The 21,534-nt window shown below is 66.8% G+C and carries 19 protein-coding genes; 5 read left to right on the plus strand and 14 right to left on the minus strand.

Features of this window, described 5'->3' with window-relative positions; all coding sequences use genetic code 11:
* Positions 1-2: 2 nt before the first annotated feature.
* The 4 genes from tal to pgl are packed head-to-tail and all read left to right on the plus strand — an operon-like array spanning position 3 to position 4,348.
* Positions 3-1,118: a transaldolase gene (gene tal / locus IC40_RS0115790; protein WP_030135669.1), complete on the plus strand. Its 1,116-nt coding sequence runs from the start codon at positions 3-5 to the stop codon at positions 1,116-1,118.
* A gap of 30 nt (positions 1,119-1,148) precedes the next feature.
* A complete protein-coding gene (gene zwf / locus IC40_RS0115795; protein WP_030135670.1) occupies positions 1,149-2,690 on the plus strand; it encodes a glucose-6-phosphate dehydrogenase in 1,542 nt (513 codons plus the stop codon).
* A gap of 34 nt (positions 2,691-2,724) precedes the next feature.
* Positions 2,725-3,636 (plus strand): glucose-6-phosphate dehydrogenase assembly protein OpcA, encoded by a 912-nt coding sequence (gene opcA / locus IC40_RS0115800; RefSeq protein ID WP_030135671.1) that lies wholly within the window; start codon positions 2,725-2,727, stop codon positions 3,634-3,636.
* On the plus strand, positions 3,629-4,348 hold the full coding sequence (gene pgl / locus IC40_RS0115805; RefSeq protein WP_030135672.1) for a 6-phosphogluconolactonase: 720 nt from the start codon (positions 3,629-3,631) through the stop codon (positions 4,346-4,348). The genes opcA and pgl overlap by 8 nt, the downstream gene beginning before the upstream one ends.
* A 95-nt stretch (positions 4,349-4,443) precedes the next feature.
* Here pgl and IC40_RS27865 read toward each other — a convergent pair whose 3' ends face one another.
* Positions 4,444-4,587: a hypothetical protein gene (locus IC40_RS27865; RefSeq protein ID WP_157837325.1), complete on the minus strand. Its 144-nt coding sequence runs from the start codon at positions 4,585-4,587 to the stop codon at positions 4,444-4,446.
* Positions 4,588-4,642: 55 nt separating this feature from the next.
* Here IC40_RS27865 and IC40_RS0115815 point away from each other — a divergent pair, with 55 nt between their 5' ends.
* Complete coding sequence (locus IC40_RS0115815) at positions 4,643-5,014, plus strand: hypothetical protein (RefSeq protein ID WP_030135673.1); 372 nt, start codon at positions 4,643-4,645, stop codon at positions 5,012-5,014.
* A gap of 70 nt (positions 5,015-5,084) precedes the next feature.
* Here the strand turns inward: IC40_RS0115815 and IC40_RS0115820 are convergent, their stop codons facing one another.
* From IC40_RS0115820 to IC40_RS0115880, 13 genes are all read right to left on the minus strand, one after another.
* Positions 5,085-6,407 (minus strand): DUF222 domain-containing protein, encoded by a 1,323-nt coding sequence (locus tag IC40_RS0115820; RefSeq protein ID WP_030135674.1) that lies wholly within the window; start codon positions 6,405-6,407, stop codon positions 5,085-5,087.
* A 365-nt stretch (positions 6,408-6,772) separates the two neighbouring features.
* Positions 6,773-9,568, minus strand: a complete 2,796-nt coding sequence (gene ppc, locus IC40_RS0115825) for a phosphoenolpyruvate carboxylase (protein ID WP_030135675.1) — start codon at positions 9,566-9,568, stop codon at positions 6,773-6,775.
* Between the two features lie 58 nt (positions 9,569-9,626).
* Positions 9,627-9,863 carry a preprotein translocase subunit SecG gene (gene secG, locus IC40_RS0115830; RefSeq protein ID WP_030135676.1) on the minus strand — a complete coding sequence of 79 codons (237 nt, stop codon included), beginning with the start codon at positions 9,861-9,863 and terminating at the stop codon, positions 9,627-9,629.
* Between the two features lie 90 nt (positions 9,864-9,953).
* On the minus strand, positions 9,954-10,739 hold the full coding sequence (tpiA, locus tag IC40_RS28270; protein WP_030135677.1) for a triose-phosphate isomerase: 786 nt from the start codon (positions 10,737-10,739) through the stop codon (positions 9,954-9,956).
* A gap of 3 nt (positions 10,740-10,742) precedes the next feature.
* Complete coding sequence (locus IC40_RS28275; RefSeq protein ID WP_030135678.1) at positions 10,743-11,969, minus strand: phosphoglycerate kinase; 1,227 nt, start codon at positions 11,967-11,969, stop codon at positions 10,743-10,745.
* A gap of 9 nt (positions 11,970-11,978) precedes the next feature.
* On the minus strand, positions 11,979-13,001 hold the full coding sequence (gap, locus tag IC40_RS0115845) for a type I glyceraldehyde-3-phosphate dehydrogenase (protein ID WP_019513457.1): 1,023 nt from the start codon (positions 12,999-13,001) through the stop codon (positions 11,979-11,981).
* Positions 13,002-13,102: 101 nt separating this feature from the next.
* Positions 13,103-14,080 carry a DNA-binding protein WhiA gene (whiA, locus tag IC40_RS0115850; RefSeq protein ID WP_030135679.1) on the minus strand — a complete coding sequence of 326 codons (978 nt, stop codon included), beginning with the start codon at positions 14,078-14,080 and terminating at the stop codon, positions 13,103-13,105.
* The gene (locus IC40_RS0115855) at positions 14,077-15,147 is read right to left on the minus strand and encodes a gluconeogenesis factor YvcK family protein (protein ID WP_030135680.1); all 1,071 of its coding nucleotides are present in this window, start codon (positions 15,145-15,147) and stop codon (positions 14,077-14,079) included. The genes whiA and IC40_RS0115855 overlap by 4 nt, the downstream gene beginning before the upstream one ends.
* A 10-nt stretch (positions 15,148-15,157) precedes the next feature.
* Entirely contained in the window at positions 15,158-16,036 is an 879-nt protein-coding gene (gene rapZ / locus IC40_RS0115860) for an RNase adapter RapZ (RefSeq protein WP_042509801.1), read from the minus strand.
* An 11-nt stretch (positions 16,037-16,047) separates the two neighbouring features.
* A complete protein-coding gene (uvrC, locus tag IC40_RS0115865; RefSeq protein WP_030135682.1) occupies positions 16,048-18,192 on the minus strand; it encodes an excinuclease ABC subunit UvrC in 2,145 nt (714 codons plus the stop codon).
* Between the two features lie 9 nt (positions 18,193-18,201).
* Positions 18,202-19,485, minus strand: a complete 1,284-nt coding sequence (gene murD, locus IC40_RS0115870) for a UDP-N-acetylmuramoyl-L-alanine--D-glutamate ligase (RefSeq protein ID WP_030135683.1) — start codon at positions 19,483-19,485, stop codon at positions 18,202-18,204.
* The gene (locus IC40_RS0115875; RefSeq protein ID WP_042509703.1) at positions 19,478-20,791 is read right to left on the minus strand and encodes a MurL-like N-terminal domain-containing; all 1,314 of its coding nucleotides are present in this window, start codon (positions 20,789-20,791) and stop codon (positions 19,478-19,480) included. Before IC40_RS0115875 ends, murD begins: the two co-directional genes overlap by 8 nt.
* Positions 20,788-21,522 (minus strand): hypothetical protein, encoded by a 735-nt coding sequence (locus tag IC40_RS0115880; protein WP_030135685.1) that lies wholly within the window; start codon positions 21,520-21,522, stop codon positions 20,788-20,790. Before IC40_RS0115880 ends, IC40_RS0115875 begins: the two co-directional genes overlap by 4 nt.
* Positions 21,523-21,534 lie beyond the last annotated feature (12 nt).

Raw genomic sequence — 21,534 nt, forward strand, 5'->3', positions numbered from 1 at the left:
CCATGTCTCAGAACGAAAATCTGGCAGCACTGTCCGCCGCCGGCGTATCCGTCTGGCTCGACGACCTGTCGCGTGAGCGGTTGCAGACCGGCAACCTCGCCGATCTGATCGCCACCAAGAGCGTCGTCGGTGTGACCACCAACCCGTCGATCTTCCAGGCCGCGCTGTCCAAGGGTGATGCCTACGACGAGCAGGTCAACGAGCTCGCCGCCCAGGGCGCCGATGTGGATGCGACCATCCGCACCGTCACCACCGACGATGTCCGCAATGCCTGCGATGTGCTGGCCAAGACCTACGAGGCCACCGACGGCGTCGACGGCCGGGTCTCCATCGAGGTCGACCCGCGCCTGGCGCATGACACCGACAAGACGATCCTGCAGGCGATCGAGCTGTGGAAGATCGTCGACCGGCCCAACCTGCTGATCAAGATCCCCGCCACGCAGGCCGGTCTGCCCGCGATCACCGCGGTGATCGCCGAGGGCATCTCGGTGAACGTCACGCTGATCTTCTCGGTGGAACGTCACAAGGCCGTCATCGACGCTTACCTGGCGGGCCTGGAGAAGGCCAAGGAGGCCGGCCACGATCTGTCCAAGATCCACTCCGTGGCGTCCTTCTTCGTGTCGCGGGTGGATTCCGAGATCGACGCACGCCTGGAGAAGATCGGTTCCCAAGAGGCGCTCGACCTGCGTGGCAAGGCCGGTGTCGCCAACGCCCGCCTGGCCTATGCGGCATATGAGGAGCTGTTCGGCGGCGATCGATTCGCCGCACTCAAGGCCGACGGTGCCCGGGCCCAGCGTCCGCTGTGGGCGTCGACCGGGGTCAAGAACCCGGATTACTCCGACACCCTCTATGTCACCGAGCTGGTGGCGCCCAACACGGTGAACACCATGCCGGAGAAGACGCTGGACGCCGTCGCCGACCACGGTGTGGTCACCGGCGACACGGTCAGCGGTACCGCCGCCGAGGCGCAGGGTGTCTTCGATGCCCTGGTCGCGGTCGGCATCGACAAGGACGATGTGTTCATCACCCTCGAAGAAGAGGGCGTGGAGAAGTTCGAGAAGTCCTGGGCCGAGCTGATGGAGGCCACCCAGGGACAGCTCGACGCAGCCAAGAAATAGCCTCTCCGCCGCGACAGCAGAGGACACGCGATGAGCACAGCCGAGGCATCGACATGGCACAACCCGCTGCGGGACAAGCGCGATAAGCGCATGCCCCGTATCGCGGGGCCGTGTGCGGTGGTGATCTTCGGGGTCACCGGCGATCTGGCCCGCAAGAAGCTGATGCCGGCGATCTACGACCTGGCCAATCGCGGACTGCTGCCGCCGAGCTTCGCCCTCGTCGGCTTCGCCCGGCGGGACTGGGCCGACGAGGATTTCGGCCAGGTCGTCTACGACGCGGTCAAACAGCATGCGCGGACGCCGTTCCGGCAGGAGGTCTGGGACCGCCTGGCGGAGGGGTTCCGGTTCGTCCAGGGCGCCTTCGATGACGACGAGGCCTTCGGACACCTGGCCGAGACGTTGCACACCCTCGACGTCGAACGCGGGACCAACGGCAATCACGCGTTCTACCTGTCGATCCCGCCGAAGGCGTTCCCGCAGGTGCTCGAGCAGCTGTCCCGGTCGGGGCTGGCCGCCAAGGACGGCGACAGCTGGAGCCGGGTGGTCATCGAGAAGCCGTTCGGCCACGACCTGACGAGCGCCGAGGAGCTCAACGGCCTGGTCAACAGCGTGTTCCCGGAGTCGTCGGTGTTCCGCATCGACCACTATCTGGGCAAGGAGACGGTGCAGAACATCCTGGCGCTGCGTTTTGCCAACGAGATGTTCGAGCCGATCTGGAACGCCCACTACGTCGACCATGTCCAGATCACCATGGCCGAGGACATCGGTCTGGGCGGTCGGGGCGGCTACTACGACGGTGTCGGCGCAGCCCGCGATGTCATCCAGAACCATCTGATCCAGCTGCTGGCGCTGACGGCGATGGAGGAGCCGGTGAGCTTCTCCCCCGCCGAACTGCAGGCCGAGAAGATCAAGGTGCTGGCCGCCAGCCGGTTGGCAGAACCGTTGGACCAGACCACCTCCCGCGGCCAGTACGCCGCGGGCTGGCAGGGCGGAGAGAAGGTGGTCGGGCTGCTCGACGAGGAGGGGTTCTCCCAAACCTCCACCACCGAGACGTTCGCCGCGATCACCGTCGATGTCGACACCCGCCGCTGGGCCGGCGTGCCGTTCTATCTGCGCACCGGAAAGCGGTTGGGCCGCAGGGTCACCGAGATCGCCCTGGTCTTCAAGCGGGCACCGCATCTGCCGTTCGACGCGACGATGACCGAGGAACTCGGTAAGAACGCCCTGGTGATCCGGGTGCAGCCCGACGAAGGCATCACGCTGCGGTTCGGCTCCAAGGTGCCGGGTAATGCCATGGAGGTCCGCGATGTCAGCATGGACTTCTCCTACGGTTCGGCGTTCGCCGAGGAGTCCCCGGAGGCCTATGAGCGGCTGATCCTGGATGTGCTGCTCGGCGAACCATCGCTGTTTCCGGTCAATGCCGAGGTCGAACTGTCCTGGAAGATCCTGGATCCCGCGCTGGAGTACTGGGCGTCGCACGGCACGCCCGACAGCTACGAGTCCGGGACCTGGGGACCGGCGTCGGCATTCGAGATGTTGCGCCGTGTCGGACGCGAGTGGCGGCGACCGTGACGGGTGCACGCGCGGAGAATCGAGGAGCACAGCGATGATCATCGACCTGCCCGATACCAATACCGGCGCCATCAACAAGAAAATCGTCGCCCTGCGCGAGGAGGGTGGCGCGATCACGCTCGGCCGAGTGTTGACGTTGGTGATCGCTCCGGATACCGAAGCGGTGCTTGAGGATTCGATCGAGGCGGCCAATGCGGCAAGCCGCGAGCACCCGTGCCGGGTGATCGTGGTGATTCCCGGCGACCGGTTGAGTCTGGACGCACGACTGGACGCCCAGCTGCGGATCGGCAGCGACGCCGGCGCCAACGAGGTGGTGGTGCTCCGGCTGTCCGGCCCGTTGGCCAACCATGCCAGCAGTGTGGTGACCCCGTTCTTGCTGCCGGACACTCCCGTGGTGACCTGGTGGCCGGATCTCGCGCCGCCGGTGCCTGCACAGGATCCGCTGGGCACGTTGGCGATTCGACGTATCACCGATGCCACCAACGGCGAAGATCCGTTGGCGTGCATCAAGAGCAGGCTGTCTGGCTACACCCCCGGCGATACCGATCTTGCCTGGAGCCGCATCACGTACTGGCGGGCGCTGCTGACAGCGGCGGTCGATCAGGCACCCCACGAGCCGATCACCCAGGTCGTGGTGTCCGGACTCAAAGACGAACCCGCCCTGGACATTCTGGCCGGCTGGCTGGCCAGGCGGCTGGATTGCCCGGTGACCCGCGCCGTCGGCGAGCTCAAGGTCGAGCTCACCCGCGCCGGCGAGACGATCACGCTGAGCCGGCCACAGGACGGTGTCACAGCGACGCTGACCAGAACCGGCAAACCGGACGCCCAGATTCCGTTGGCGCGCCGCGAGACCCGCGACTGCCTGGCCGAGGACATGCGGCGCCTCGACGCCGACGAGATCTACTTCGAAGCACTCCAGGGAATCGATAGGGTGAGCTATGTCTGAGCAGGTGGTCGAGACCTATCTCGATGCGCAGGAACTCGCCAAGGCCGCCGCCGCGCGACTGGTGGGCGTCATCACGTCGGCCATTGTCAACCGTGGCCGCGCCGATGTGGTGCTGACGGGCGGCACCGTGGGCATCGAGCTGCTGCGACAGGTCACCGGATACAGTCCCGACATCGACTGGGCGAAGGTCCACCTCTATTGGGGCGACGAGCGTTTCGTGCCGCACGATGATGCCGACCGCAATTTCCGACAGGCCCGCGAAGCGCTGCTGGAGAGCATCTCGATTCCCACCGAGAACGTGCACGCCATGGCCGCATCCGACGGCGAGTTCGGTGATGATCCAGAACGTGCCGCGCGCGCCTACGAACGGTTGCTGCCCGACGAGTTCGACGTCCATCTGCTCGGTATGGGCGGCGAAGGACATATCAACTCGCTGTTTCCCGACACCGACGCGGTGCGCGAAACCGACCGGCTCGTGGTGGCCGTGACCGACTCCCCCAAGCCTCCGCCGCGGCGCATCACCCTGACCCTGCCCGCCGTACGACGCGCCAAGGAGGTGTGGCTGGTTGTGGCCGGCGAGGAGAAGGCCGACGCGGTGGCCGCAGCGATCGGCGGGGCCGACGCGGTGGACATCCCGGCCGCGGGCGCGATCGGCCGCGAGAAGACAGTGTGGCTACTGGATAAGGCATCGGCGAGCAAGCTGCCGGGCTGATGGCTGATCCCTTGACCTGAGTCCACCTGATCTGCGGGACGCGCGATCTGAGCGGACCCGACCTGATTCCCGCCTGACGTCAGTCCGGTCTGACCTCAGTCCTCGGCCATCTGGTCCGGCGCACAGTCGGACCGGCTGTCCGCGAGCGCCTCACCGTAGCCGGCCAGGTAATCGGCCACCGCACGCGCCGATCCGGGTTCTGGGTGTAGCCGTGGGCTGCCATAACAGAACTTCGCCATACAGAATCAGACGCACCTGCGCCCGATTCGGTTCCCTCGACCGCATACTGAATTCATGGCAGACAGGAGCGGTGGTCGGGCACGTCCGGCGACCAGGCGAATCAGAACGCTGACGCAGGCAGCGCTGAACGCCGACGCCACTGTCGTCCAGGTGGAAACCCTGCTGACCGATCTCGACCGCACCGTCGTGACGCTGAACAACTCGATCGGCGAGCTCGATGTGACGCTCGACCGCTTCAATTCGACGATCAACAGCATCGACGAACTGGCACCGCGGCTGATCACGATGGTGGAACGCCTCGAGCTCATCGTTGCGCGGGTGGAAGCGATCGTCGAACTCGGCGAGGCCATCGCCACCCCGATCGCGGCGGTCGAAAGCGCGGTCCGCGGTCTGGTCTCCCAGCTGCGCCGGGCGGCCCACATCTAGCGCGGCAGACCGCCGGTTTTCACTGTGTAGTTGTCAAGCTGCTTCGCGAACCTCTATGCGGTGGACCCGGTCAGGCCGCCACCGGTAGGTCGGTCATGGTGCGTCGGGCGTGTGAGCGCACGTGCGCCGGTTCGGGTTCACCCAGCTCGTGGGGTGGGATGAACCACGGATGACGATCGCGGCCGAGGTAGACCTGCCAACCACCGTGATGAATGAGACCGTGGTGCAGCCGACACAGCAGCACCCCGTTGTCGAGGCTGGTCTCGCCGCCTTCGCTCCAGGGTTGGATGTGGTGGGCATCGCACCACGACACCGGCCGCCCACACCCCGGATGGGCACACCCACCATCACGGACGCCCAACGCTTTACGGATGGCCGGGGTGAACAGTCTTTCTGCCCGCCCGACATCCAACGGCACACCACTGTGGTCGACGACCACCGAGGTCAGCGTGGCATCGCAGGCGATCAGCTCCGCGGTCACCGTGGAGACCGGGCCGGCGAACCCCAACCGATCCACCGCCTCGTCACCGCCCGCTGCCGCGACGCCCGGCCGGATGAGGGTGACGTGCGGCAGCACCCCACCAGACATCGGACGCCTCGACTGCGACAAATAGGTACGCAATACCTGTCCGATCGCCTCCGCCCGCCGGACACTGATCGGCCGTGGGTCCGGCGACCCGTCAGGCAGGGGTACCGGTCGGCATAACGGATCCAACGCCGCACACAGTTCTTCCCCAGTGGTCACGTCCAGGTCGAGGGTGGCCTCGAAGCGGCCTTCGCCGTTCTGCACCACGGTCATCTCGTTCAACGTGGTGTCCTCGGCGACCGGCACCGCACGCTGCTCGACCGGTAGCGCCGCGATCCGGTCGAGGGCGATCGCGCGGGCCCTCGCGGCCACCTCAGCCGGGGTGGTCTGCACCATCAGTTTGGTCACCACGATGGCCCGTTCCTCCTCGGACAACGGTGCGCGAGACTCCACGTGCGTGACGCCTCTGCCGACGGCGTCGGCGAACTCGATACCGATCCCACCCAACCGCTGCGCGGTCGTCAGCGCCGGCAGCACAGGTGCCATCCGGCCCACCCGCACCGCCCGCGCCGCCGCCCCCGGAGCCATACCCAACAACCTCAGCAGATCAGCCCCGCTGCGTAGATGCCGCCGCCCCGGCACACCCACCCGTTCGGCCGCGGCCACCGCCGACGCGATCACGACATCCAACAGGTTGCGCGCCGACACCGCGGCGGCCAGTACCGCCAGCAACGCCTCGTCATCGACCACCGGCCGCGGACAATCCACCAACCGCCCCACACCCGGGCCCACACCAACCCCTGGTGACACCGGAACAAGCTCATCGATCAAAGCGTCAACAAACGAATCGAGATAGGTGGCGTCCATGCCGATACCCAGGCTTCCACGAAGATTCTGATGGGGCAGGCAAGTTCATCTAAGGCTTTGACTATTGGCTCAGACCGGCTCATTGCAGGACCGTCGAACCCCTCGGCGACAACAGTCGCGGTGCAGGCCCCCTGTGACGCTCGGACCCTGGATACATTGCAATCGAACTTGTGTTCGAGCGTACCCCGAATACGGTTACCGTGCAAGTGTTATCTCGCGGGACATCGGTGACGGCCCGGGTGGTTTGATGGTGGTACTTCGGCCCGGCCCTCGGGCTCGACCACGGTCCGATCAGTACCGCCAAGGACGCAGTCACCGCGTTGGGGCGCCATCGTCACCGATGTGCCGAGACAGGCTGTGCGCGACTACCCCGAGTTGCGCAGTGCGCTGGCCAACCCACTCATCGTCAGCAGGATGCCGCGCTGCACCAGTTCGTCATCGTCCCCGGACCGGTACCGACGCAGCAACTCCACCTGCAGATGATTCAGCGGTTCCAGGTACGGGAACCGGTTGAACACCGACCTGGCCAGCGCCGGGTTGTCGGCGAGCAGGTCTTCCTGACCGGTGATCAGTCCATGCATGCGGACGGTGCGCTCGTGCTCGTCGACTATCTTGTCGAATACCCTGGCCCGCAGTTCCTCGTCGGCCACCAGCTCTGAATAGCGCGCCGCCAGGCCGAGATCCGACTTCGACAGCACCTGGGCCATGTTCGACAGCACGGTGCGGAAGAACGGCCACCGGGCGTAGAGGTCGCGCAGGATCTCCAGCTTCGCATCGTCCCCGGCGACGAACTGTTCGAAGGCCGTGCCGGTGCCGTACCAGCCCGGCAGCATCACCCGGGATTGACTCCAGGCCAGCACCCACGGGATGGCCCGCAGATCCGAGATTGCCGTGGTCGGCTTGCGGGAGGTCGGTCGGCTACCGATGTTCAGCGCACCGATCTCGCTGACCGGCGTCGAGGCCTTGAAGTATTCGACGAATCCCGGTGTCTCGTGCACCAATTCGGCGTACGCACGCTGAGCTCGGGCTGCCAGATCGTCGAGCACCCGGTAGGCGTCCTCGGCGTCCTCCCCCAGGCCTTCGACGTCCAGCAGGGTCGACTCCAGGGTGGCCGCCAGCAAGGTCTCCAGGTTGCGGTGGGCGATCCGCGGCTCGGCATACTTCGCGGCGATCACCTCGCCTTGTTCGGTGATGCGTAGCGATCCCTTCACCGCACCGGGCGGCTGGGCCAGGATGGCGTCGTAGCTCGGACCGCCGCCACGACCGACGGTGCCGCCGCGACCGTGGAAGAGCCGCAACCGGATTCCGGTCCGCTGGGCCGAGTCCACCAGGTCCAGCTCGGCGCGGTAGAGCGCCCAGTTGGCCGCCAGATACCCGCCGTCCTTGTTGGAATCCGAATAGCCGAGCATGACCTCCTGTTGCCCGTCGCGGGCATCCACCAGCGCGCGATAGACCGGCAGATCCAGCGCGGCCTCCAAAATGGCCGAGCCACGCTGCAGGTCATCGATCGTCTCGAACAACGGCACGATGCCCACCGGTGCGTAGACGGCGCCGGCGGTGGCATCGAGCAGTCCGGCCTCCTTGAGCAGGACCGCGGCTTCCAGCATGTCCGATACCGACTGGCACATGGAGATGATGTAGTTCGGAATGGCCTGCGGTCCGAACACTTTCACCGCCCGGGCGGCGGCCCGGACGATACCGAGCTCCTTGGCGGCCAGTTCGGACAACTCCGCGCCGGGGCCGACCAGCGGGCGGCGGGTGCCGATCTCGGCAGCCAACAACTCGACGCGAGCTTCCTCGGGCAGCGAGGCATAGTCCGGATGGACACCCGCCCAGGCCAGCAACTCGGCGATCACCTGCTCATGCACCTCGGAGTTCTGCCGCATGTCCAGACCGGACAGGTGAAAACCGAAGACCCGCACCGCTTCCCGAAGCCGACCCAGCCGATCGTCGGCCAACACCGCGGACCCGTTGTCACGCAGTGACGCATCCACGGTGTCCAGATCTGCCAACAACTGCTCGGGCGTCTCGTAGGGCTCAAGACCCAGGTCGAGCTCGAGTGCGGGCTGGTCATCGAGGATCTGCACGGCGGTCGCGGTCAACCGGGCATGGATCACCCGAAGCGCCCGACGGTAGGGCTCATCGCTGCGGGCCGGTTCGGCACAGGCATCGGCGAGCACGGTCATCTCCTGGCTTGTCCGCACCAAACGTGAAGACAGCGAGAGTTCCTGTTCCAGCGCGCAGATCTCGCGGAAGTAATGGTCGAAGGCCGTGTAGGCGGCGCGGCCGGTAGCCAGCCGTACCACCTCGGCGGTGACGTTGGGGTTGCCGTCACGGTCACCACCGATCCAGGATCCCGGCCGCAGGATCGGTTGTGCCAGTACATCGGTGCCCGGCCAGCGCTGCTGCAGCGCATCCCGCACCTCGGCGTTGACCCGCGGGATGACATCCAGGAAAGCCGCCGGGTAATACCGCAGCCCGGTTTCGATCTCGTCGGAGATCTTCAGCCGCGACAACCGGACCAACGCCGTCTGCCACAACGTGAGGATGTGCCTGCGCAGTTCGGTTTCGATGTTCCGGCCGCTGTCGGTGCGGGTGTGCCCGTGCAGTCGCAGGCGCATCAGTTCGGTGATGTGGTGCTGGGTGTCGAAGACCGTGCGGCGGCGGGTCTCGGTCGGGTGCGCGGTGATGACCGGGGACACCAATGCACCGGTCAATGCCGCGGTGACCTCGCTCGCGTCCAGTTGAGCGCCATCGAGTTTGCGATAGGTGGCGGCCAAGCTGCTGTCCTGCGGCGGCTCACCGGCGGCCTCGTGCACGGCGCGACGGCGTTCGCGGTGGATGTCCTCCGCGACATTGGCCAACAGGGCGAAGTGGGTGAAGGCGCGGATGACCGGAATCGCCTGATGGACGTCGATATCTCGGAACAGGTCGGCCAGTTCGGCACGGTCGATCTCGGACCGCCGGACCCGGAAGGACTCGACCCGCGCCTTTTCGACGAGGTCGAAGATGTTGTCGCCGTTCTGTTCCCGGACCGTGTCACCGAGAATCGCACCGAGCAGCCGGATGTCTTCGCGCATCGGCTCGGTGGCTTCACGACCGACGTTGGTGCGCTGCACCGAGCCGATGGGTGCCAGAGTGCTGTCGGTGCTGTCTGCCATCACTCAATTATCGGTGCGCGGCGCCGATATCGCAGAGCCGGGGGTCGGCACGCACGGATCAGGCGTTGTATTTGATGCGCAGCGCCATGCCGACGATCGACACCAGCCAGATGCCGATGACGAACAACGTCAACCGGTCGAGGTTCTTCTCGACGACCGTCGACCCGGACAGACTGGACTGCACGCCACCACCGAAGAGGGTGGAAAGGCCGCCGCCCTTGGCGCGGTGCAGCAGTACCAGCAGCACCGTCAACAGACTGGTGATGACAAGCACGATCTGCAGGGCGAGTTCCATGCCGGTCAGCCTACACGGAGGTGATTTCGGTGCGAAAACGTGCTCCATACGCACGGAATCTCACCGAAATCACCTCGCGATCAGGGCAGATCAGGGCAGTGGCCCGCCGGCCGCGATGGCCGACAGGGTCGCGAACTGCTCACCGTCCAGTGAGGCACCGCCGACCAACGCGCCGTCGACGTCGGTCTGCCCGACGATCTCGCCGACGTTCTTGGCGTTGACCGAGCCACCGTAGAGCACCCGCACCGTCGCCGCGACCTCCTTGGAGGCCAGTTCCGCCAGCTCTGCCCGGATCGCAGCGCACACTTCCTGCGCATCGGCCGCGCTGGCCACCCGGCCGGTACCGATCGCCCAGACGGGCTCATAGGCGATGACGACCTGGGCGATCTGGTCGGCCTTCAGTCCGGCCAGGGAGCCGCGCAGCGATTCCACGTTGAACTCCACGTGGTTACCCGCCTCGCGGACCTCCAGGGATTCACCGATGCACACGATTGGGGTGAGGCCGTGCTTGAGCGCTGCGGCTGCCTTGGCGGCCACCAGCTCGTCGGTCTCACCGTGGTAGGTGCGCCGCTCGGAGTGACCGACGACGGCGAAGGTGACACCGAGCTTGGCCAGGAACGCGCCACTGATCTCACCGGTGTAGGCACCCGAATCGTGCTGCGAGACGTCCTGCGCACCGTAGGTGAGGCGCAGTTTGTCCCCGTCGACCAGCGTCTGCACACTGCGCAGATCGGTGAACGGCGGGATGACGGTCACATCGACCTTGTCGAAGTACTTGTCCGGCAAGGCGAATGCGATCTTCTGCACCAGGGCGATGGCCTCGAAGTGATTGAGGTTCATCTTCCAGTTGCCGGCGATCAGTGGCTTACGTGCCATGTCTCACGCCTCCAGTACGTCTATACCGGGGAGAGTCTTGCCCTCCAGATACTCCAGCGACGCCCCGCCGCCGGTCGAGATGTGCGAGAAGCCGTCCTCGGGCAGACCCAGCAGGCGCACCGCGGCCGCGGAATCGCCACCGCCGACGACGCTGAACGCACCCTTGCCGGTGGCCCCGATGATTGCCTCGGCGACACCCTTGGTGCCCGCCGAGAACGCCTCGAACTCGAAGACACCCATCGGACCGTTCCAGAACACCGTCTTGGCGTTGGACAGCAGCGCACTGAACCGCTTGACCGACTCGGGCCCGATGTCCAGGCCCATCTTGCCGTCGGGGATCTGGTCGGCGGCCACCGTCTCGGCCGCGGCATCGGCGGCGAACTTCTCCGCCGCAACGATGTCCACGGGCAGGTGGATCACGTCTCCGTAGGTCTCCAGCAGCTTCTTGCAGGTATCGATCATCTCCTCCTGCAGCAGCGAGGAACCGACCGAAACACCCTGTGCGGCAAGGAAGGTGAAGCACATGCCGCCACCGATCACGATGCTGTCGGCTTTGGTGGCCAGGTTCTCGATCACCGCGAGCTTGTCGGAGACCTTGGACCCGCCCAGCACCACGGCGTACGGCCGCTCGGTCGAGCTGGTCAGCTGTTCGAGCACCTTGACCTCGGTGTCGACCAGCGTGCCCGCGTAATGCGGCAGCAGTGTGGCGACGTCGTAGACCGAGGCCTGCTTGCGGTGCACGACACCGAACCCGTCGGAGACGAACGCACCGGGGGTTCCGTCCGCCGCCTCGACCAGTCCGGCGAGTGCCTTGGCCAGCGCCAGCCGCTCGGCGTCATCCTTGCTGGTCTCGCGCGCGTCGAAGCGGATGTTCTCCAGCAGGAGGACGTCACCGTCGGTGAGACCCTCGGCACGGGCGAGTGCATCGGTGCCGACGACATCGCCGGCCAGCTGCACGTGCCTGCCGAGGCGCTCCCCCAACGCCGCCGCAACGGGGGCGAGGGAGAACTTCGGATCCGGCTCACCCTTGGGGCGACCGAGGTGCGCGGTCACCACGACCTTGGCACCGGCCTCGGCGAGCGCCTTCAGAGTGGGGACCGAGGCGATGATCCGCCCCGGATCGGTGATGTTCCCGCTGTCGTCGAGTGGGACGTTGAGGTCGGAGCGCACCAGGACGCCCCGACCTTCAACACCTTCGGCGAGCAGGTCAGACAGTGATTTGATCGCCATGATCGCGAGCTACAGCGACTTACCGACCAGCGCAACCAGATCGGCGAGGCGGTTGGAGTAGCCCCACTCGTTGTCGTACCAGGAGACGACCTTGGCCTGATTGTCGATGACCTTGGTCAGGCCGGCGTCGAAGAGCGAGCTGTGCGGGTCGGTCACGATATCGCTGGAGACGATCGGGGCGTCGTAGTACTTCAGGATGCCCTTGAGCTTGCCCTCGGCCGCGGCCTTCATGGCGGCGTTGATCTCGTCGGCGGTCGCCGACTTCTTCAGCTCGGCGGTCAGGTCGGTGACCGAGCCCGTGGGGATCGGCACCCGCAGGGCGTAACCGTCCAGCTTGCCCTTCAGCTCAGGAAGCACCAGGCCGATGGCCTTGGCCGCACCGGTCGAGGTCGGCACGATGTTGATGGCGGCGGCGCGGGCACGGCGCAGATCGCTGTGCGGACCGTCCTGCAGGTTCTGGTCCTGGGTGTAGGCGTGGATGGTGGTCATCAGGCCCTTGACGATGCCGAACTCATCGTTGAGGACCTTGGCCAGCGGGCCGAGGCAGTTGGTGGTGCACGACGCGTTGGAGATGATGTTCTGGCTGCCGTCGTACTTGTCCTCGTTCACGCCGAGCACGATGGTGATGTCCTCGTCGCTGGCAGGCGCGGAGATGATGACCTTCTTGGCACCGGCGTCGAGGTGGCCCTGCGCCTTGTCACGCTTGGTGAAGATGCCGGTCGACTCGACCACGACGTCGACACCGAGGTCGCCCCACGGCAGCGCCGACGGGCCTTCCTTGACCGAGAGCGCCTTGATCTTCTGGTCGCCGACGACGATGGTGTCCTCGCCCTCCAGGCTGACGTCGTAGGGCAGCCGGCCGAGGATGGAGTCGAACTTCAGCAGGTGCGCGAGCGTCGCGTTCGAGGTCAGGTCGTTGACAGCGACGATCTCGATGTCGGTGTTCTTGCCCGCCGCCTTCTGCGCGTCGAGGGCGCGGAAGAAGTTGCGTCCGATTCGACCGAAGCCGTTAACGCCTACCCGGATGGTCACGTGTCTCTCCTAGTTGTGGGGAAATCGCGGTTGTGGGAAAAATCGCGGTGAACTGCTCGCCCACCAGCCTAGTAGTGCCGGTTTCGGCGTGTGCACGCTGGTCAGGCGTCCTCGAGCAGATCGGGGGTGACCGCAGACTCGGTGTCGGGGATGCCGTCCTGTTTGGCCTTGCGATCCGCCATCGACAGCAGTCGCCGGATACGCCCGGCCACTGCGTCTTTGGTCATCGGCGGCTCGGCAAGCCGGCCCAGTTCCTCCAGCGATGCCTGACGGTGCTCGACCCGAAGCCGACCGGCCTGGGCCAGGTGATCCGGCACGGTGTCACCGAGGATGTCCAGCGCCCGCTCCACCCGTGCGGCGGCGGCGACGGCGGCCCTCGCCGAACGGCGCAGGTTGGCATCGTCGAAGTTGGCGAGCCGGTTGGCGGTGGCCCGGACCTCGCGACGCATGCGCCGCTCCTCCCAGGTCAGCCTGGTGTCCTGAGCACCCATCCTGGTGAGCAGGGCGCCGATCGCCTCCCCGTCGCGGACCACGACACGGTCGCTGCCGCGCACCTCCCTGGCCTTGGCGCTGATCCCGAGACGTCGAGCCGCGCCGACGAGAGCCAGGGCCGCCTCCGGACCCGGGCAGCTGACCTCCAGCGCCGACGAACGTCCCGGCTCGGTCAGTGAACCGTGAGCCAAAAACGCTCCGCGCCAAGCGGCTTCGGCATCGGCGACGCTGCCGCCGACCACCTGGGCCGGCAATCCGCGCACCGGTCGGCCGCGCAGGTCCAGTAGCCCGGTCTGGCGGGCGAGGGCCTCACCGTCCTTGGCCACCCGCACCACATACCGGGTGCTCTTTCGGATGCCGCTGGCCGACAGCACGTGCACGACGGCGTTGTAGCCGTACAGGTCGTAGATGTCCTTGCGCAGGCGCCGGGCGATGATGCCGAGGTCCACCTCGGCCTCGACCACGACGCGGCCCGCGACGATGTGCAGGCCACCCGCGAACCTCAGCAGCGCCGACACCTCGGCGCGGCGCGCGCTGACCGAGCTCACGACCAGGCGACTCAGCTCGTCCTTGACCTCGGCCGTCATCGCCACGAGTCGTCCCCCCTTGGTGCGTTCATTGATCGCTGCCCGTGTTCTCCGTGTCGCAGGTCGCCCGGCCGGACCGGCGCGGGGGTTGTCGGTTGTTCGCCGATGACGCCGGGCATCGGTCCACGCACCCGCACGCCTTCCAGCGCGGCGGCCAGCATCGACGGGTCATGTAACTGTGTACCAGGTCGGGAAACGTCGGCAAACTCTACTTGAGCACCCAAAAGTGCGGCGGTTCGGACCAGTTGCTCGCGCTCGCGGTCGCTGGGCACCCGGCAGGCGTCGATGATGATCTCGTCGACGCGGAAGCCCGGTGCGTGCTGGGCGAGAACGTGGATATGGCGCTCGGCGGAGAACCCGGCGGTCTCCCCCGGCTCGGCGGCCAGGTTGAGTACCAACGCCCGGCGGGCGGTGGTGGCATTGAGTGCGGCGGCAAGTCCGGGGACCAGCACGTGCGGGATGACGCTGGTGAACCACGAGCCGGGTCCGAGCACCACCAGATCGGCGGCCATGATGGCGTCCACGGCCTGTCGGGTCGCCGGCGGGTCACCGGGCAGCAGCCGCACCCGGCGGACCTGCCCGACGGTGGTCGCGACCGCCACCTGACCGCGGATCACCCGGAACATCCGCGGGTCGGATTCCAGGCCGGCCACGTCGGCCTCGATCTGCAGCGCCACCGGGCACATCGGCAGGACGCGGCCCTTGAGGTCCAGGATGCGGCCGAGCTCATCGAGCGCGGCCACCGGATCCGCGAGCACCTCGCTGAGACCCGCGAGCAGCAGATTTCCGATGGGGTGGCCGGCCAGTGCGCCACTGCCACCGAATCGGTGTTGGATGATCGTCGCCCACAGGCGGCCATGCGGGCTGTCGGAGGCCAACGCCGCCAACGCCATTCGCAGGTCACCCGGCGGGATGACGTCCAGTTCGCTGCGCAGTCGCCCCGACGAGCCGCCGTCGTCGGCCACGGTGACGACGGCAGTCACGTGCGGGCTGAGCCTTCTGGCCGCCGACAACGTCGCGTACAGACCGTGCCCTCCGCCGAGGGCGACGATGCGGGGTGAGCTCATGGTGTGACTCTCACTCGCGTCCCAGATCCCGGTGCAGCGCCCGCACCGTCAAGTTCGCGTCGCCGTCCTGAAGCAGACCGGCCAACGCCTCGGCGATCGCCACGCTGCGATGCTTGCCGCCGGTGCAGCCGATTGCCACCGTCATGTAGCGCTTTCCCTCCCGCCGGTAGCCGTCGATGACGACGCCCAGCAGCCGATGGTAGGTATCCAGGAACTCCGCGGCCCCGTCCTGTCCGAGCACGAACTCCCGAACCGCCGGGTGCTGACCGGTGTGCGGTCGCAGCTCGTCAACCCAGTGCGGGTTGGGCAGGAAACGGACATCCATGACCGTATCGGCGTCCATGGGCAGTCCGTACTTGTAGCCGAAGGATTCGACGGTGACATTGGTCTCGGCGACGGCCTCGCCCCCGAAAGCGCGCTCGATGCTCTCGCGCAGCGCGGGTACCGCCAGTTTCGAGGTGTCGATCACGAGATCCGCACTGGCTCGGACGGGCGCGAGCATCGTGCGCTCGGCGGCGATGCCCTCGGCAAGGGTCTGGTTGCCCTGTAGCGGATGGCTCCGGCGGTTCTGCTCGTACCGACGCACCAGGATGTCGTCGGCGGCCTCCATGAACAGCACCCGCGGAGTGATCCCGCGGGTCGCCAGCTCGTTGCGCACCGAGTCGAGATCACCGGTGAATCCGCGCGATCGGACGTCCATCACCAGCGCCAACTGGGTGATCCGCGATCCGGCATCCAGCCCCAGGTCGACCATCCGGGCGATCAGCTCCGGGGGCAGGTTGTCGGCGACGTACCAGCCGAGATCCTCGAGCACCTTGGCGGCGGTGCCCCGGCCGGCACCGGACAATCCGGTGACCAGGACGACGTCGATTCCTGATTCTTCGCTCATGCCGTGGTTCGTCACCCCGTAGTTGTCTCTGCTGTGGTCTGCACTGCCGGCTCGGCCGCGTCATCTGCCGTGTCGTCACGATCATTGTTCACATCGGCTCCCGGCGGGTCGGAAACGACCGGGGCATCGCCGGCCGGACCGGACTCGGCTCCCAGCGCCGCCAGGACGGCCTCGGCCGTGGCCACCCCGATACCGGGCACCGCGGTGATCTCCGCGACGCTGGCCGCGCGCAGTCGCGCCACCGAACCGAAGTGCGTCACCAGCGCCTTGCGACGGTGCTCCCCGAGCCCGCGCACCGAGTCCAGGGCCGAGGCCGTCATCCGTTTGGAGCGCTTGCTGCGGTGGAAGGTGATGGCGAATCGGTGCGCCTCGTCGCGGATGCGCTGCAGCAGATACAGACCCTCGCTGGTGCGCGGCATGATCACCGGGTCGGGCTCGTTCGGTACCCAGACCTCCTCGAGGCGTTTGGCCAGCCCGATCACCGCGACATCGGTGATCCCGAGATCGTCGAGGACCGCTTGGGCGGCATTGACCTGCGGCGCACCACCGTCGACAACGAACAGGTTCGGTGGATAGGCGAATCTGCGCGATTTACCTTCGGCCACCATCGGTTGTTCGATATCGGCAACGTGGCGGGCGAACCGGCGCCGGGTCACCTCGGCGATCGAGGCGACGTCATCGGAGCGGCCGTCGCCGGCGGCCTCCCGGATGGCGTAATGCCGGTAGTCGGATTTCCGCGGCAGGCCGTCCTCGAAGACGACGAGCGAGGCGACCACATCAGTGCCCTGCACATGGCTGATGTCGACGCATTCGATGCGCAACGGCGCGTCAGGCAGTTCCAAGAAGTCCTGAATGCTCTGCAGAGCAGCGGATCTCGCGTTGAAGTCGCCGGCACGCTTGAGTTTGTGCTGCGCAAGCGCCTCCTTCGCGTTGCGGTGCACGGTCTCGGCAAGCGCCTTTTTGTCACCGCGCACCGGCACACGCAACCGGACCCGCGAGCCGCGTAGCTCGCTGAGCCAGGTGGTCAATTCTTCGGCGTTGTCCGGCAGCACCGGCACCAGCACTTCACGCGGGACCGGCGTGGTCGCATCATCGGCGGACCCGGGCGCGGCGCCGGCACCGCCGGCGTCCAATTCGGCCTGGTCACCGTAGAACTGGGTGAGGAACTGCTCGACGAGGTACGCCTGACCCGAGGTACCCGGCTCCGCGACACCTGTCGCCTCCGGCTCCGCGACACCTGTCGCCTCCGGCTCCGTGACACCGGTCGCCTCCGGCTCCGAAGCCTTCTCCAGCACCCACCCCCGCTGACCCCGCACCCGGCCGCCGCGTACGTGGAACACCTGTACCGCCGCTTCCAGCTCGTCGTCGGCGAAGGCCACCACGTCGGCATCGGTACCGTCACCGAACACCACGGTCTGTTTCTCCAGTGCCCGACGGAGAGCCCCGATGTCATCACGCAGCCGCGCCGCCCGCTCGAAGTCCAGATCCTCTGCCGCGGAGTTCATCTGCTTTTCCAGATCACGCACCAGCCGGTCGGTCTTGCCGGCCAGGAAGTCGCAGAAGTCCTCGACGATCTTGCGGTGGGCTGCGGCGTCGACCTTTCCCACGCATGGCGCCGAGCACTTGTCGATGTACCCCAGCAGGCATGGCCGGTCGATCTGGCTGTGTCGCTTGAAGACCCCTCCCGAGCACGTGCGGGCGGGGAACACCCGGGTCAGCAGGTCCAACGTCTCGCGGATCGCCCAGGCATGCGCGTAGGGGCCGAAGTAACGCACACCTTTACGACGCGGCCCTCGGTAGACGAACAGCCGCGGATACTCCTCGTTGAGGGTGACCGCCAAGACCGGATAGGACTTGTCGTCGCGGTAGCGGATGTTGAACCGAGGGTCGAACTCCTTGATCCAGTTGTACTCCAGCTGGAGGGCCTCGACCTCGGTGCTCACCACCGTCCACTCGACGCTGCCCGCAGTGGTGACCATCTGGCGCGTCCGCGGCGCCAGCGCCGACAGATCGGCGAAATACGAGTTGAGGCGGCTGCGCAGGCTCTTGGCCTTGCCGACGTAGATCACCCGGCCGTGCGGGTCACGGAACCGATAGACGCCGGGTTCGACAGGAATCGAACCCGGTGCCGGGCGGTAGGTCGCGGGGTCTGGCACAGGTCCAGGTTAGAGGCTGTCGATGACAGCGCAGAATGCTGCGCCTTTGGCCTCGTAGTTGCGGTAGAGGTCATAGCTGGCCGCTCCCGGCGACAGCAGCACGACATCGATGCCGGGCAATCCGGCGGCCAACCGCACCGCCTCGTCGAGCCCCTCGACCCGGTGCGTTCGGTCGGGATGAGACCCGGCAAAATCGACCCCGATCAATGGCCCGTTGGTAGGAGCCTGGATCAGGGTCACATCACGGGTGCCCGAACAGAGGAACCCATCGAGCTGTCGGTAATCCAGCGACCTGTCCATCCCACCCACGATCAGCGCGATACGGTCGTCGGCGCGCATCGCCGACAACGCGGCCACCACGCTCTCCCCCGTCGTAGCCAGCGTGTCGTCGATCCAGCGCCTACCGGCGGTGGTGCGCACCGTCTGCAGCCGGTGCGGCAGACCGGTGAAGGTGGCTGCCGCGGAATCGATCTCGGCCTCGGCCACCGGCCTGCCGAGTATCTCGGCAGCCGCCGCGGCGGCCAACGCGGCATTGACTGCGTTGTGTGGGTACGCCAACACCGAGTCGGCAGCCGGTCGGTACACCTCTGCCGTCGGCAGTTCACGCACCGTGGGGAACTCCTCGATACCCACACCGCGCAGCGCGGCGGTCACCCCGGCGGTTGTGATCAAAACCCTTGCGCCGCGGTTGAACACGGCAGCCTTGGCCGAGTAGTAGGACGCAATGTCGCCATGCCAGTCGAGATGGTCCTGGTAGAGGTTGGTGATCACGGCCACCGCAGGCGAGGTGCTCAGCAGCGCGCACTGCTGACTGGACAGCTCGGCGACCACCCATTGCCCGGCCGCCGGGGACAGGTCCGAGAGCGGTGTGCCGATATTGCCGGCCGCGACGGCGGGCACACCGAGACCGGCAAGCAGATGAGCCAGGAACGACGCCGTGGTGCTCTTACCCTTGGTGCCGGTGACGCCGATCGTCTGCGCGCCGTGGCGGGCCATGTACCAGTCGGCGGCGCTGGAGACCGGCGGGCCGTTACGCCGCATGTCCTCGAACACCGGATGCTGCCACGGCACGCCGGGACTGACGAATACGATATCGCTGTCGCGCAACACGTTCGGCGCATCGGGGCCGTAGTGGACGGCCAGCCGCTCGATATCTGGTGCAGTGCCGTCGATCGCACGGTCATCCACCGCGATGATGCGCTCGGCGCCGTGCGCTGACGCCGTCCGGGCCATCGAGAGCCCTTCCTTGCCCAGCCCCCAGATACCGACGGTGCGCCCGGAAAGCTCAATCATCGAGCAACTTCGCATACCGGTCGGGCACATGATGATGTGCGGGTCCGGCGTCGTGGTCGACGGCGATCGCGGCGAGTGCATCGCGGTGGCGGCCGAACTCGTCGACCAGCGCCAGATCCTGCCATTGCGGGTCGTCGAGCACCGCCAGCATCGCCTCGGCGGCCTCGTAGTACTCGCCAACGCATTCGAACGGTTTGTGCACTCCGATACCGAGGATGTCGGCGAAACCCTCGCGGTGGCCGGTGTCGGCGAACAGGTTGCGCCCGAAGATCTGCTCCAGGGTGGCCCGGCCCAGCCGCGGGGCCAGCAGCACGAAGACGAACTGGCATTTGGGACAGATGCCGCACCATGAGGTCGCGCGCTTGGCGGGGTCGAGTGCGAACAATCGGTTGCAGCTGGTGAACACGTCGAAGTACTCGGTGCAACGAGCGAAGCGATCGGCGATCTCGGATTCGGACAGGCCGCGCAGCAACGAGAAGTACCGGTCCGGATCGAAGCCGTGCTGTGCCAGGGTATCTCGCAGCAATGTCTCGTAGGCCAGGCTCTTGGACCACTGGTGATTGATATCGCGGCCGAGCCACTCGATGTTGCCGATATTGGAGGACCGCTCGTTGGACAGCACGACGGGCCCGAATCCGTTGGCCTGAGCGACGATCAGTCCGATCACGCTGTTGATGGCCGTCACCGGCACGTGGCCGTTGTAGGCCCCGTTGGCGTTGGCCTCGATGAGCGCCCGATCGATGCTGCGCCGCACGTGCACGCTGCTCAACCCGCTGACCTGGATGCACCGGTCGATGGGGTCATACCGGTTGACGCTGAACAGCATCGGGGCCAAGCCGTGCCGACGTAGAGCTTCGATGCTGACGACCGAATCCTTACCACCGCCGACCGGCACCAGTGGGGTGGCCTCGGCGTCGAAATCGTCGACGACCGGTGTTTCGGCGGCCGTGGGCCCGTCGACCTGCGGGGTCAGCGCCGCGGGAAGATCATTTCGATACGCGAACTCCCCGAGGCCGCCCTCGATCAGGGTACGCAGGTAGTGCTTCTCGAACTCGTGCGTCTCGAAGGCGATCTCGATCCGCGGGGGCGCGGCGGCCTTGTAGTAACTCAGCGCGCAGGTGACGGCGAGCAGCCGGGCCAGCAGCGGGTGTGGCCGCGCACCGCCGAGGGTGTCGCCGAAATCGATCACCTCGGCGAACGTCATCGGCTCCGGTCCGCGCAGTGTGTAACGCAGCGAGAGCTTGCCCTCGTCGAACGCGTAACCGTCGATCACCAATGCCTCGAAGGACTCCGGCCGGAACGTCATACATTCACCTCGAATCGGCGCGCGCCGATGGCGGTCACCGGGTGGATTTCGAATCGCGGCGAGACAAACTGCGCGGCGACGGCATTGCCGACATCGATCGGCTCGTCGGTGCGAGGCATATCGGCGACGAGCCCGGCGGCGATCGACAGATCAAGCACATCGACACCGGTGCCGATGCGGCCCCGCTCGGTGTCGAAGATGAGGGCACCGAGTTGTGGCCGCCCGATCCGGTCGCCCACCACGTCGGCGACGTCGACGTAACCGGTGGCCGCCAGTTCCCGGGCGGCGAGGTCGTCAGCGGCCCGGCTGGTGGTGTCGACGGCGATCCGGCGCCATTGCGGCACCGGGTGGTGGGGCCGCACATCCAACGCAACGCGGTCGTCGCGGTGGGGAGTGATCGTGGCGCCGGAGACCAGGAATTGCGTTCGTCCGTGGATCGGCACGACCAGCACTTCGGCGGCAATCACGGCACCGGCATCGACCCGGTCGAGCAGACCGTCGAGTGCATCGTTCAACGCATCCTCCGCGGGCATATCGGTGCCGTAGAAGTCGGCGACCGCGGCCAGCCTGCGCCAGATCAACGCGGTCGCCGGTGGACGTCCGACCACCAGCGGTGCCGTCAGAGCGGGATGCGAACCCAGACCCGAGATCAGGGTCGGTGCTGTGACGAGCGGCACGCCGGCATCGGCGATACCGTCAGCCGAGGCTGATACGAAATCCAAGGTACTCATCGACTTGTCGAT

It is taken from the genome of Mycolicibacterium neoaurum ATCC 25795, assembly GCF_000691525.1.
GTDB lineage: Bacteria > Actinomycetota > Actinomycetes > Mycobacteriales > Mycobacteriaceae > Mycobacterium > Mycobacterium neoaurum.

Excerpts from the sequence above, each read along its gene's own strand:
- tal (WP_030135669.1), top strand. The coding sequence starts at position 3 with ATGTCTCAGAACGAAAATCTGGCAGCACTGTCCGCCGCCGGCGTATCC.
- zwf (WP_030135670.1), top strand. The coding sequence starts at position 1,149 with ATGAGCACAGCCGAGGCATCGACATGGCACAACCCGCTGCGGGACAAG.
- opcA (WP_030135671.1), top strand. The coding sequence starts at position 2,725 with ATGATCATCGACCTGCCCGATACCAATACCGGCGCCATCAACAAGAAA.
- pgl (WP_030135672.1), top strand. The coding sequence starts at position 3,629 with ATGTCTGAGCAGGTGGTCGAGACCTATCTCGATGCGCAGGAACTCGCC.
- IC40_RS27865 (WP_157837325.1), bottom strand. The coding sequence starts at position 4,587 with ATGGCGAAGTTCTGTTATGGCAGCCCACGGCTACACCCAGAACCCGGA.
- IC40_RS0115815 (WP_030135673.1), top strand. The coding sequence starts at position 4,643 with ATGGCAGACAGGAGCGGTGGTCGGGCACGTCCGGCGACCAGGCGAATC.
- IC40_RS0115820 (WP_030135674.1), bottom strand. The coding sequence starts at position 6,407 with ATGGACGCCACCTATCTCGATTCGTTTGTTGACGCTTTGATCGATGAG.
- ppc (WP_030135675.1), bottom strand. The coding sequence starts at position 9,568 with ATGGCAGACAGCACCGACAGCACTCTGGCACCCATCGGCTCGGTGCAG.
- secG (WP_030135676.1), bottom strand. The coding sequence starts at position 9,863 with ATGGAACTCGCCCTGCAGATCGTGCTTGTCATCACCAGTCTGTTGACG.
- tpiA (WP_030135677.1), bottom strand. The coding sequence starts at position 10,739 with ATGGCACGTAAGCCACTGATCGCCGGCAACTGGAAGATGAACCTCAAT.
- IC40_RS28275 (WP_030135678.1), bottom strand. The coding sequence starts at position 11,969 with ATGGCGATCAAATCACTGTCTGACCTGCTCGCCGAAGGTGTTGAAGGT.
- whiA (WP_030135679.1), bottom strand. The coding sequence starts at position 14,080 with ATGACGGCCGAGGTCAAGGACGAGCTGAGTCGCCTGGTCGTGAGCTCG.
- IC40_RS0115855 (WP_030135680.1), bottom strand. The coding sequence starts at position 15,147 with ATGAGCTCACCCCGCATCGTCGCCCTCGGCGGAGGGCACGGTCTGTAC.
- rapZ (WP_042509801.1), bottom strand. The coding sequence starts at position 16,036 with ATGAGCGAAGAATCAGGAATCGACGTCGTCCTGGTCACCGGATTGTCC.
- murD (WP_030135683.1), bottom strand. The coding sequence starts at position 19,485 with ATGATTGAGCTTTCCGGGCGCACCGTCGGTATCTGGGGGCTGGGCAAG.
- IC40_RS0115875 (WP_042509703.1), bottom strand. The coding sequence starts at position 20,791 with ATGACGTTCCGGCCGGAGTCCTTCGAGGCATTGGTGATCGACGGTTAC.
- IC40_RS0115880 (WP_030135685.1), bottom strand. The coding sequence starts at position 21,522 with ATGAGTACCTTGGATTTCGTATCAGCCTCGGCTGACGGTATCGCCGAT.